Annotated in this window: 10 protein-coding genes and 1 tRNA gene; 6 read left to right on the top strand and 5 right to left on the bottom strand. The window is 56.1% G+C overall.

Annotation, left to right across the window (positions count from 1 at the left end):
* Positions 1-55: 55 nt before the first annotated feature.
* From ACRZ9U_RS01950 to fabI, 3 genes are read right to left on the bottom strand one after another with little or no spacing between them, the layout of a single operon-like run.
* On the bottom strand, positions 56-1,231 hold the full coding sequence (locus ACRZ9U_RS01950) for an aminotransferase (RefSeq protein WP_170405954.1): 1,176 nt from the start codon (positions 1,229-1,231) through the stop codon (positions 56-58).
* Positions 1,232-1,270: 39 nt separating this feature from the next.
* Positions 1,271-1,780, bottom strand: a complete 510-nt coding sequence (gene gpt, locus ACRZ9U_RS01945; protein ID WP_170392980.1) for a xanthine phosphoribosyltransferase — start codon at positions 1,778-1,780, stop codon at positions 1,271-1,273.
* A gap of 6 nt (positions 1,781-1,786) precedes the next feature.
* Positions 1,787-2,593 carry an enoyl-ACP reductase FabI gene (gene fabI / locus ACRZ9U_RS01940; protein ID WP_170405951.1) on the bottom strand — a complete coding sequence of 269 codons (807 nt, stop codon included), beginning with the start codon at positions 2,591-2,593 and terminating at the stop codon, positions 1,787-1,789.
* Between the two features lie 134 nt (positions 2,594-2,727).
* On the opposite strand from fabI, the gene pdxH reads away from it, so the two are divergent.
* The 4 genes from pdxH to ACRZ9U_RS01920 all read left to right on the top strand — a co-directional run bounded on the left by pdxH (position 2,728) and on the right by ACRZ9U_RS01920 (position 4,573).
* Positions 2,728-3,333 (top strand): pyridoxamine 5'-phosphate oxidase, encoded by a 606-nt coding sequence (pdxH, locus tag ACRZ9U_RS01935; RefSeq protein WP_170405948.1) that lies wholly within the window; start codon positions 2,728-2,730, stop codon positions 3,331-3,333.
* 117 nt (positions 3,334-3,450) lie between these two features.
* A complete protein-coding gene (locus ACRZ9U_RS01930) occupies positions 3,451-3,978 on the top strand; it encodes a cold-shock protein (RefSeq protein WP_170392983.1) in 528 nt (175 codons plus the stop codon).
* A 7-nt stretch (positions 3,979-3,985) separates the two neighbouring features.
* Positions 3,986-4,453 carry a DUF192 domain-containing protein gene (locus ACRZ9U_RS01925; protein WP_170392984.1) on the top strand — a complete coding sequence of 156 codons (468 nt, stop codon included), beginning with the start codon at positions 3,986-3,988 and terminating at the stop codon, positions 4,451-4,453.
* A 43-nt stretch (positions 4,454-4,496) separates the two neighbouring features.
* Positions 4,497-4,573, top strand: a tRNA-Pro gene (locus tag ACRZ9U_RS01920).
* Between the two features lie 8 nt (positions 4,574-4,581).
* On the opposite strand, the gene ACRZ9U_RS01915 is transcribed toward ACRZ9U_RS01920, so the two are convergent.
* A complete protein-coding gene (locus ACRZ9U_RS01915; protein ID WP_170392985.1) occupies positions 4,582-5,016 on the bottom strand; it encodes a hypothetical protein in 435 nt (144 codons plus the stop codon).
* 544 nt (positions 5,017-5,560) lie between these two features.
* Between ACRZ9U_RS01915 and ACRZ9U_RS01910 the strand changes: the two genes are divergently transcribed.
* Positions 5,561-9,178 carry a vitamin B12-dependent ribonucleotide reductase gene (locus tag ACRZ9U_RS01910; protein WP_170405945.1) on the top strand — a complete coding sequence of 1,206 codons (3,618 nt, stop codon included), beginning with the start codon at positions 5,561-5,563 and terminating at the stop codon, positions 9,176-9,178.
* A 543-nt stretch (positions 9,179-9,721) separates the two neighbouring features.
* Positions 9,722-9,967, top strand: a complete 246-nt coding sequence (locus ACRZ9U_RS01905) for an EF-hand domain-containing protein (RefSeq protein ID WP_170405941.1) — start codon at positions 9,722-9,724, stop codon at positions 9,965-9,967.
* 54 nt (positions 9,968-10,021) lie between these two features.
* Here the strand turns inward: ACRZ9U_RS01905 and ACRZ9U_RS01900 are convergent, their stop codons facing one another.
* Positions 10,022-11,566 (bottom strand): trimethylamine methyltransferase family protein, encoded by a 1,545-nt coding sequence (locus tag ACRZ9U_RS01900; protein ID WP_480901243.1) that lies wholly within the window; start codon positions 11,564-11,566, stop codon positions 10,022-10,024.
* Positions 11,567-11,846: the final 280 nt, after the last annotated feature.

Below are 11,846 nucleotides of genomic sequence, written 5' to 3'. Positions count from 1 at the left end.
TATCTGCCCAGTCGGTTGCGGCCCTGAATACGATGCGTGCAGCCGGGGGGCAAGCTTAGAAGGACAAGCCCTGCAATCGGTCGAACAATTGCGCGATACCGGCGCGGTCGAGGTTGGCAAATGCTACACGAACCTGCCGCTTTCCCGCGGAATCGCCCTCTGGCATGAACATGGTACCCGGCAAAAGCAGTATACCTGCCTCGGGTACCAGCCGTCGGGCCAATTCGTCGGAAGCGATGCCAAAGGGATGTTCGAGGTAGGCAAAGTAAGCGCCAAGTCCCAAAAGACGCCAGCCTTTGTCTTCAAGGCGTGGCATTCCTTCTGCAATGGCGGCTCTTCGGTCGAGAATTTCATCTCGTTCACCCGCAACCCATTGGGTCAAGTTCCGCATGCCCCAAAGCGCGGCAAACTGGCCGATCTGGCCGGGGCAGATCGCGACCGTGTCCAGAAATTTCTCGATCTCCGCCAACAGGGCGGGGCTGGTTGAAATCGCGCCGACACGGTGACCGGTCAGGCGATAGGCTTTTGAGAACGAGTAGAGATGGACAAACGTATCGTCCCAACCCGATTGCTGGAACAGGTTATGAGGCGCGCCTGATCGACTGTCGAAATCGCGATAGGTTTCGTCAACCAAAAGACGAAGCCCCGTTTCCCGCGCAAGATCATAGAAGCGGCGCACCAAGTCCGCAGGGTATTCGACACCACCGGGATTATTCGGCGTCACCAACGAAATCGCCCGTGTCTTTTCGGTGATAAGGGCGCGGGCGCGTTCCAGATCGGGAAGCAAATCATCGTCTGTGGGCAAATCAACGGTTTTTACCCCAGCCATATCCAGCCACATCTTGTGATTGAAGTACCAAGGGGTCGGAAGGATCACCTCATCCCCCTGATCGGTAATTGCCGAAATCACGGCTGAAAAGGCCTGATTGCAGCCCGAGGTGATTGCGATCTGATTCGCCGTTACCTCAGCCGCATAATGTGCGCTGATCTGAGCCGCGAGCTCGGACCGCAGGTCATCGTTGCCCAAGACCGGGCCGTAAAGATGTGCGCTGTCCTGCTCGACTGCGAATTCGGCCATTGCTTGCCGCAGCGCTAACGGGGGCGGATCGACTGGAGCCGCTTGACTGACATTGATCAACGGACGGTCAACCGCGAACTCGACCCCGTCCAGCCAACGGCGTGCCTCCATCACCGGAGGGGCAAAGGTGGCGGCAGTGCGGGTCATTGTCATGGTGAGTCCGTGATTTCAGCGCTTAGTTGAAACGCTTGATTAATCGGTTCCCCGATAGGGTTCGACATATTGCAGGGCCATGTCCCATGGGAAGAAAATCCATGTGTCCTGACTGACCTCGGTAATGAAGGTGTCTACCATCGGACGGCCTTTAGGCTTGGCGTATACGGTCGCAAAATGCGCTTTGGGGAACATCTCGCGCACCAGTTCCAGCGTTTTGCCGCTATCGACCAGATCGTCGATGATCAGAATACCGGTGCCATCACCCATCAGATCAGCATTGGGCGCTTTGAGAATTTCTGCTTCGCCCTGCGCCTGATGATGATAGGATTTCACGCTGACGGTATCGACCGTACGGATATCCAGTTCGCGGCTGACGATCATTGCGGGGGCCATGCCGCCACGTGTAATTGCCACGACCGCACGCCAAGCGCCATCATCTGGTCCTTGCCCATCCAGACGCCACGCAAGAGCGCGCGAGTCGCGATGAATCTGATCCCAGCTGATGTGGAAGCCTTTTTCGTGTGGCAGGCGGTCCTTGGCGCTCATTGTCTATTATCCTTTTTCAACGTCCGGCGCGTCGACGGCCTTCATTCCGACGATGTGATAACCTGAATCCACGTGCAGATTCTCACCTGTCACTCCGCTGCTGAGATCAGACAGCAGATACAGGGCCGATTTACCAACATCATCGATGGTCACATTCCGGCGCAGGGGCGAGTTATACTCGTTCCACTTCATGATGTAACGGAAATCGCCGATGCCGCTGGCCGCGAGCGTCTTGATCGGGCCTGCCGAGATCGAATTCACGCGAATGCCGTCTTTGCCCAAATCCTCGGCCAGATACTTTACGGATGCCTCAAGGGCGGCTTTTGCAACACCCATTACATTGTAGTGTGGCATGACCTGTTCAGCGCCGTAATAGGTGAGGGTGATCGCACTGCCGCCTTCGTTCATCATTTTCTCCGCGCGCTGCATAACGGCGGTGAAAGAGTAGACCGAAACATCCATCGTCAGGTTAAAGTTCGCGCGCGATGTGTCGACGTAGCGCCCGCGCAATTCGTTCTTGTCAGAAAAGCCAATGGCGTGGACGACGAAATCCAGTTTACCCCATTTCTTTTCCAGCGCGCTGAAGAGTTCATTAATTGATTCTTCGTCGCTGACGTCACAGGGCAAAACGATCTCGCTGCCCAACTGCGCCGCCAATGGATCGACGCGTTTTTTCAGGGCGTCCCCCTGATAGGAAAAGGCCAGCTCGGCCCCGGCGTCGGACAAGGCGCGGGCGATACCCCATGCGATTGATTTGTCATTGGCCAGTCCCATGATGAGGCCGCGTTTTCCGGCCATCAACTGATTTGACATCTTCGGTTCTCCGCCTGTCGTCGCATTGTGTTCGGTTGGTTTATGCCATTGATTGTCCTGCTTCAAGGCCATGCGCTCTTGCCCGCAGCGGGTTCTCGCCTTAGGGTCATGTTAATTGTTTCCTGGGGATGGAAATGAACGAGCATAATGGCATCTTCGCCGGGGCTGATCCGTTTGAAATCGCGGATCGGTGGCTGGCCGAGGCAGAAAAGACCGAACCGAATGATCCTAATGCGATTGCTTTGGCAACCGTGGACCCGGAAGGTTTGCCGAACGCCCGTATGGTTCTGCTGAAGGAAATCGAGAAGGACGCGTTTGTTTTCTATACGAACTATCACAGCGCCAAGGCTCAGGAGTTGGACAGCGCCCACAAAGCGGCTTTTGTGATGCATTGGAAATCTTTGCGGCGACAAATCCGTGTTCGTGGTACAATCACCAAGGAAGATGGGCCGCAGGCGGACGCATACTACGCCTCGCGCTCGCTCAAAAGCCGCTTGGGTGCTTGGGCGTCACACCAGTCGCAACCGCTGGAAAGTCGTGCATCCCTGATGGCCGAAGTGGCTAAAGTGACCGCAAAGTTGGGTACCAACCCGCCTCGCCCTGAATTTTGGGGGGGATACCGTGTAACACCTGTCGAAGTCGAGTTCTGGGCCGATGGTGCCTTCAGGTTGCATGACAGGTTTCAGTGGAAGCGACAAAATGTCGATTCCGACTGGCAAGTGCTGAGGTTAAATCCATGACGTTCGCGTTGCGTGAAATGCAACTGTTTGCAGACAATAGCTTTTTTCAGCTTGAATTTGCGAGCCAAAACATAAACAAGAAACCCTTAACGACTTGCCTATCGTAATGGGAAAACAGTGCCAGAAGATCTGAACAGCATGTACCGCGTCCGTGGACACGTAAAATGGTTCGATCCCGCCAAGGGATACGGATTTGTTGTGTCTGACGAAGGCGGCCCGGACATTCTGTTGCACGTCAACGTGCTGCGAAACTTCGGGCAAAGCTCGGTCGCGGATGGCGCCGGCATCGAGATCATGACCCACAAAACTGATCGCGGTGTTCAAGCGGTCGAAGTGATCAGTGTTGACCCGCCTGTTCGCGCGGAAACCATGATGTTGGCCGATTTTGCCGAGCTTGATCCAACCGTGATCGGCAGCGCTCCGCTTGAGGCTGCGCGCGTCAAATGGTTCGACAAGGGCAAAGGGTTTGGCTTTGCCAATGTTTTCGGCAGCAGTGAAGACGTATTCCTGCATATTGAGGTGCTACGTCGTTCTGGGTTGGCAGATCTGCAACCGGGCGAAGCGCTTGCCATGCGGGTCATTGATGGCAAGCGTGGAAGAATGGCCGCGCAGGTTCTGGCCTGGGAAGCGGCCCTGAACGACTAGGTTCTGAATGATGAGAACGGCTTTCGTACTGGCGCTCCTGAGTTTTTTGATTGGCGGGATCGCGCGGGCTGAATGCCGTCCGGATCGTGTCGAGCTTCGAAATGATCTGGCAGAGGTTCGCTTCGACGTTGAACTGGCCATCACACCGAAAGAGCGATCGCGCGGATTGATGTTTCGCGAAAGCATGCCCAACAGATCTGGTATGTTGTTTGTTTTTGATCCCCCTCAACCTGTTGCGTTCTGGATGAAGAATACCCTGATTCCGCTTGATATGATCTTTGTTGATCGCGCGGGCACTGTGACGCGTGTGCACGAAGGTGCAATTCCGGGGGATCTGAGCCCAATCGAAGGCGGCGATTCGGTTTATGCAGTCTTGGAAATCAACGCTGGCCTAGCCGAGCGTTACGCCATTCGGCCTGGATCGCAGATGCGCCACGAAGTTTTTTCGCAAGGTCCTGCAATTTGGCCTTGTTAGGGCTTTTCAAATCAGATCGGCACGTTTAGGAAGGCGCACGGTCCGGGGCGTGGCGCAGTCTGGTAGCGCACCTGTTTTGGGTACAGGGGGTCGTAGGTTCGAATCCTGCCGCCCCGACCATTTTTCCTCTACACTGGCGTTCCGCCATAGTCGGTGTAGAGTTTGGAAAAATCCCTGTCCAAATCTTTGCTTTCAATAGGTATTCTAAGAGTTGAACCATCTTTCTGCGGAACCAGAAAGTACAACTCTGCGTCCACGCGATACCCGGCCTGATTCTTGGTCGAGCTCAGTCGCGTTACGATTTGCGGCAAGTTCTGCGGATAGCCGTTGAAGCTGAGAATCAAATACGCCGTTGCCTCGGGCGGCAAGGTCTCGCGGCATTCAAAGATGCTTGCGGTGGTCTTGATATACTTGTCGCCCGGCCCCGCGCAGTCGGTCCTGAAGGAATTGAAAAGGTTCTGCGGATAACCGTCGAATTGCGCGCTGCGAGATGCAGGTGGTGCTTCCTGTGATGTGCAGGACACGATTAGCGCCACAATAGTTAACAATGAAATCAAACGCATGTAGAGTAGATTTCCCATCCAGAAATGTCGTGTGATTTCAAGTATGGCACGCGCTGCGATGTCGTGACGATGATTCTCTGAACATGTCCTTAACGCGGGATCGGTTGATCAATGACCTCTAACTGTGGCGGAAAACACGAGAAATCACTCTGACACATCAAGGCGGAATGGGCTGGTCGTCCGGGACATGTCTGTGGAGGAATCGCGATGCGGCGAAATTCCGCCGGTTCAGCAAAACAGGTCAAGCTAAAAGATTCCAAAAATGACCGAAAAAGCCCGTTGACCAACTATGGGAATATACGTCAGATTGTATGGGCCGAAAGACGAGCCACTAAATCTGGTAGGCTATGACCGGAAAAGGCATCGGGCGAGGGACGGAAAGCATACCACTATGACGTAGACCGTATTCGCGGTTCTGCGCTGTTCTAGGCAGCGTCCGGTCCCTTGCGTCTCAAATTCGTCGGTAGTGCGGGCGGCACCCCGCAGCATCAAGATTTAGTGCCGGGACTTGAAATTTGGACAGATCGAAGCTGGGGCAGCGGACATGAAGATTGAAAGAAAATTCACCAAACCGGGACAGGATGCATATGGCGATCTGGATTTTGTGTCCGCAACATCCGAGATTCGCAATCCGGATGGCACAATCGTGTTCCGTCTGGACGAGATCGAAGTGCCTGCAAAATGGAGCCAGGTGGCTAGCGATGTCATCGCACAGAAGTACTTCCGCAAGGCCGGTGTTCCTTCCAAGCTGAAGAAGGTTAAGGAAAAGGACGTTCCCGAATTCCTGTGGCGATCGGTTCCTGCGGAAGATGCTGAATTTGATGGCGAAACCTCATCGAAACAGGTTTTTGATCGTCTGGCCGGCGCGTGGGCTTATTGGGGCTGGAAGGGCGGCTATTTCTCGACTGAAGAGGACGCGAGCGCCTATTTTGACGAGATGCGCTATATGCTGGCGACCCAGCGTGCAGCTCCGAACTCGCCGCAGTGGTTCAACACCGGTCTGCACTGGGCATATGGGATCGATGGCCCGGCGCAGGGGCACCACTATGTTGACTACAAAACCGGCAAGCTAACCAAATCGAAATCCGCTTATGAGCATCCGCAACCGCATGCGTGCTTCATCCAGTCGGTCGACGATGATCTGGTCAACGAAGGCGGCATCATGGACTTGTGGGTGCGTGAGGCGCGCCTGTTTAAGTATGGCTCGGGCACCGGAACCAACTTCAGCCATCTGCGTGCAGAGGGTGAAGCGCTTTCGGGTGGCGGCAAGTCTTCGGGCCTCATGGGATTTCTCAAGATCGGCGACCGCGCCGCTGGCGCGATCAAATCAGGCGGTACAACCCGTCGAGCAGCAAAGATGGTAATCGTCGATGCAGATCACCCGGACATCGAGCAATTCATCGAATGGAAAGTGATCGAAGAGCAGAAGGTGGCCTCGATCGTTGCCGGATCGAAGATGCACGAGAAGATGCTGAACGGCATTTTCGAGGCCATCCGGTCTTGGGACGGCTCTGCCGATGATGCCTATAATCCAAACGCAAACGACGCCCTGAAAAATGCGGTTCGCGAAGCGAAAAAGGTCGCGATCCCAGAAACTTACATCAAGCGCGTTCTGGACTACGCCAAGCAGGGCCACGATAGCATTGAATTCCCGACCTACGATACGGACTGGGATTCGGAGGCTTATAGCTCGGTCTCGGGCCAAAACTCGAACAACTCGATCCGGGTGACCAATGCGTTCCTGACCGCAGTCGAAAAAGACGCGGATTGGGAACTGATCAACCGCACCGACGGCAAGGTTGCTCGTACAGTCAAAGCACGTGATTTGTGGGAAAAGGTCGGCCACGCCGCATGGGCCTGTGCCGATCCTGGCATCCAGTTCCATGATACTGTCAACGAATGGCACACTTGCCCCGAAGACGGTGAAATCCGCGGTTCGAACCCGTGTTCGGAATACATGTTCCTCGATGACACGGCCTGTAACCTGGCGTCGATGAACTTGCTGACCTTTTTCAAGGACGGTGAGTTCCAGGCGGCGGACTATATGCACGCCTCGCGTCTGTGGACCCTGACGCTGGAAATCTCGGTGACCATGGCGCAGTTCCCGTCTAAGGAAATTGCGAAACTCTCTTACGATTTCCGTACGCTGGGTCTGGGTTATGCCAACATTGGCGGTCTGCTGATGAACATGGGTTACAGCTACGACTCGAATGAGGGGCGTTCGATCTGTGGCGCGCTGACCGCGATCATGACCGGTGTGGCTTATGCGACCTCGGCAGAGATTGCAGGCGAGCTTGGCCCGTTCAAAGGATATGAGCGCAACGCAGACCATATGCTGCGCGTCATCCGCAACCACCGTCGTGCGTCGCAAGGAGTGACCGAGGGGTATGAAAAACTGGCTGTTAAGCCGGTGCCTCTGGATCACGACAATTGCCCGGATAAGCGTTTGATCGATCTGGCCATGTCAGCTTGGGATGAAGCGCTGAGCCTCGGCGAAAAGAACGGTTATCGCAACGCGCAGGCCACAGTTATCGCACCAACCGGCACCATCGGTCTGGTGATGGATTGCGACACGACCGGGATCGAACCGGACTTTGCTCTGGTCAAGTTCAAGAAGCTGGCCGGCGGTGGTTACTTCAAGATCATCAACCGCTCGGTGCCTTCGGCGCTGGAAAAGCTGGGCTATTCCTCGGCTCAGATTGAAGAGATCGTGGGTTATGCGGTTGGTCATGGCACCATCGGCAACGCGCCGGGGATCAACCACACCTCGCTGACCGGTCATGGTTTTGGCCCGAACGAGTTGGCAAAAGTAGATGCCGCACTGGAAAGCGCGTTCGACATTCGGTTCGTCTTCAACCAGTGGACGCTGGGCGAGGACTTCTGCACCGGTGTTCTGGGCATCCCGGCGACCAAGCTGAATGACCCGACCTTCGATCTGCTGCGCCATCTGGGCTTTACCAAGGCGGATATCGACGCGGCCAACGACCATGTTTGCGGAACCATGACGCTGGAAGGTGCGCCGCATCTGAAGGAAGAGCACTATTCGATCTTCGACTGCGCCAACCCGTGCGGTAAAAAAGGCAAGCGTTTCCTTGGGGTTGATAGCCACATCACCATGATGGCGGCGGCGCAGAGCTTCATCTCAGGCGCGATCAGCAAGACGATCAACATGCCGAATGACGCGACCATCGAGGACTGCCAAAAGGCATACGAACTCAGTTGGTCGCTGGGTGTGAAGGCGAACGCGCTATACCGCGACGGCTCGAAACTGTCGCAGCCTCTGGCCGCGGCGCTGGTCGAAGATGATGACGAAGCGGCGGAAATTCTGGAAAGCGGTTCGACGCAAGAAAAAGCTGTCGTTCTGGCCGAGAAGGTGATCGAGAAGGTTGTGGTCAAGGAAATGATCCGCAGCCATCGCGAGAAACTGCCGCATCGCCGCAAGGGCTATACCCAAAAGGCAATCGTGGGCGGCCACAAGGTTTACCTGCGGACCGGTGAGTTCGAAGACGGTAAGCTGGGCGAGATTTTCATCGACATGCACAAGGAAGGCGCTGGCTTCCGGGCGATGATGAACAACTTCGCCATCGCCGTGTCGGTTGGCCTGCAATACGGCGTGCCACTGGAAGAGTTTGTGGATGCCTTTACCTTCACCAAATTCGAACCAGCGGGGATGGTGCAAGGCAACGACTCGATCAAGAACGCGACGTCGATCTTGGATTATATCTTCCGCGAACTGGCCGTGTCCTATCTGGATCGCACCGATCTGGCGCATGTCAAACCCGAAGGCGCAACCTTCGACGATCTGGGTCGCGGCGAAGAGGATGGTCTGTCCAACGTATCGGAAATCAGTGAAAGCGCGGCGACCAAATCCTTGGAAGTGCTGAAACAAATCAGCTCGACTGGGTATCTGCGCAAGCGGCTACCGCAGGATCTGATGGTCTTCAATGGTGGTCAAGCCGACGTGTCCGGTATGGCCGAAACCGCAGCGACATTCGAAGCACCCGCTGAGACGGCGGTTGCGACCGGAATGGACGCTCGTACCAAAGCCAAGATGCAAGGGTACGAGGGCGATCCCTGCGGCGAATGCGGAAACTACACGCTGGTGCGCAACGGCACCTGCATGAAATGCAACACCTGCGGCGCGACAAGCGGGTGTAGCTGAGTTTAGCGCCCCGGCAACCCGGGGTGCAGGGGTCGGATGCTGCCACAGTAACCGGCCCCGACGAATACGAAGCAAGGCGCTGAGACTTACCATCGATGCCTTGTTTCACTCGGCCGACATGCCCGTGTCGGCCGGGAACAGGGTGGGGCGGAATATTTGCTCCCTCCCACTCTCTCACGGGACGGGTGCGCTCGTCCCATGCGCAGTCCAGGCCGCAGGCAAAAAAACACCGGGCGGTCAACGAAATGAGCCTGGAAGGCGAAACTGACAGGGGGCTTCGGCCCCCTTTCTTTTTTCAACCCCGAGTCGTGGATTTGAGCAGGGCATTGCCGGATCATCCTGTTTGGATCGGGCAAGAGTTGCCGAAACCTGTCCTGGCCATTTCGCCCAGCAAGCCTCCGCAGATGCGACTCAGTCAAACACGCAGAGATTGGCTTGAAAGCGGCCACATCAATCTGAGCGGGTGACACGCCTTCAGGATGGCCTTTTTTTGGCGCTTGTCCGGACGCAAACACTCAAGAAAACGCAATCAGGAGGCATAACATGAAACCGCAAATTCTGGCCCTTATCTCAACCTTCGCACTTGGCCTGCCGACATTGGCCGTCGGCCAAAGCGCCGCCGATACCAACGGCGACGGAGTACTGACGATCGATGAAGTTCAGGCCGTCGTGCCTGACGTTGATGCCGAAGGCTTTGCGCAGATGGACGCAAACGGCGACGGTGCGCTAGATCAGGATGAGATCACCATCGCTGAACAAGCGGGCCTGCTGCCGCCGTCCAACGGCTGATCAAGCAGGAATGCTGGCGGCCCGGAATATCCGGGCCGCTTATTTTTCAGCGGCTTACGCGGGTAAGTAAATGTTGAACTTGCCGCGAATTTCCGCGTCCAAAAGCGGGTCGAATCTGGCCGGGGATGGCACGGCGAGGATCTCTTCCTTCCGCTTCACTGCCTTTTCGATCAGATCTGGTTTGCCAAGCTCAACCCATTCCTTCGGAGATGATCGGTCACCAAAGGTAGGATAGACGTAATCTGCCTGCATACGGCCTAGCGTCGCATCGGTGCCAAGATAATGCCCAGGACCACCCATGCAGACTTCGGCCATCTGGTCCAGTGCCAGCGTCTCGTCCGTTACCTCGATTCCGCGCACACAGCGCTGTGCCTGTCCGATCAGGTCATCGCTCAGGATCAGGCTCTCGTGGCAGAACCCCAGCAACGAGGCATGCATGCCTGCGGCTTCATACACCATGTTCAGGCCTGACAGCCCAGCCATGACGTTCGAACACATTTGTTCCCAACCGGCCTGCATGTCGGGCAATTTCGCGTCCGATGCACCAGCTGCGGCACCACCGGGCAGATCGTAAAACTGGTGCATTTGCGCGCAGCCCGCGGTTAGCAGAGCTTGTTCACCCGATCCGATGGACATAGCACCGGTGCGCAGGTCCAGACCAAAAGGCCAAGTGCCAAAAATCGCGGGTGCACCGGGCTTTACGGCGTTTACATAAACCAAACCCGCCAGACATTCGGCGGTGGCTTGTGTGATCGCTCCGGCAACGGTCGAGGGTGCGGTAGCTCCTGCCATGCCCGCAGAAAGCAACAAAACCGGCATTCCGGCCTTGATGCATTCTTCCATCACCTCGCAGCTTTCGGTGGCGAATTTCATCGGGGGCACAACGAAGCAGTTGGAGTTGGACATGAAGGGCCGCTCGCGCCACTTGTCCTCTCCGCCCGCGATCATGTGCAGCATCTCGATGGCGGGGGCCACATGGCTGGGCTCTGTGAACGACGTACCGATGTGTTTGAACGTGCCTGAGGTGGTGGCGTAGACCGTGTTCAGATCCATCTCTAGGTTGTCGGCGATATCTCGGCACACCATGGGGCGTTGAACAAAGTGAATGTTTTCAAGTTGTTCACAGATGCGAGTCGCGTCATGCAGGTCCTGCAGGGTCGAGTCGCGATATTCCTGCCCATGCACGTCGACGATGCTGACCGCTGCGCCTGCGGTGCCATAATGGACACGCGTTCCCGACAGCTCCAGATCCGATTTGCCGTCCCGGCTGTGCAGAGTGATCGAGCGTTTGGCCTTGGCGATTGTGTCCTCGACCAATGCGCGCGGAAAGCGGATGCGGCCATCGTCGCCCAAGGTGCATCCCGCAGCCACGAGATAGTCGATCCCACTTTGTGGCGCATCAGCAAGGCCGATGGTTTCCAGTGCGGTCAGAGCGGCCTCGTGGATGCGTTCGATCTGTGCTTGGGTCAGAACCTTCAGGGTTCCGCCCTCCATACCAGGCCGAATCGGGCGAAGATGTTCCGGAAGAGCTGACGCACGGGCGGCACGACGCGCGGCGCGGCCACCGCTGCGGGATGAGTTTCGCGTTTGTTCGTTCATGTGTGTGTCCGGTCAAAAAAGTACGTTGTGGGTGAGTGTACCTAGACCAGTGCTGGCCGTCCTCGTGCCGCACGACCGCGATCCGCACCAATGGTGCGGCTGACCAGCCGAATTTTCCAAACTTCGTTATGCATCAACTTCCTCAGTCTGATGCGCCCATTGTTTCAATGCACTTTTGGAAAATCTGTTCTGTTTGCGACTTTGGACTAATTTTATTGGGCCATCAGTCAAAATGAACTGGGCGCAAATCCTCGTGACTAAATGTTTTTTTCCAATTGCG

The sequence above is a fragment of the Ruegeria sp. D7 genome (assembly GCF_056534355.1).
The sequence above is the reverse complement of the archived record's forward strand: the minus strand, read 5'-3'. Positions and strand labels throughout refer to the sequence as shown.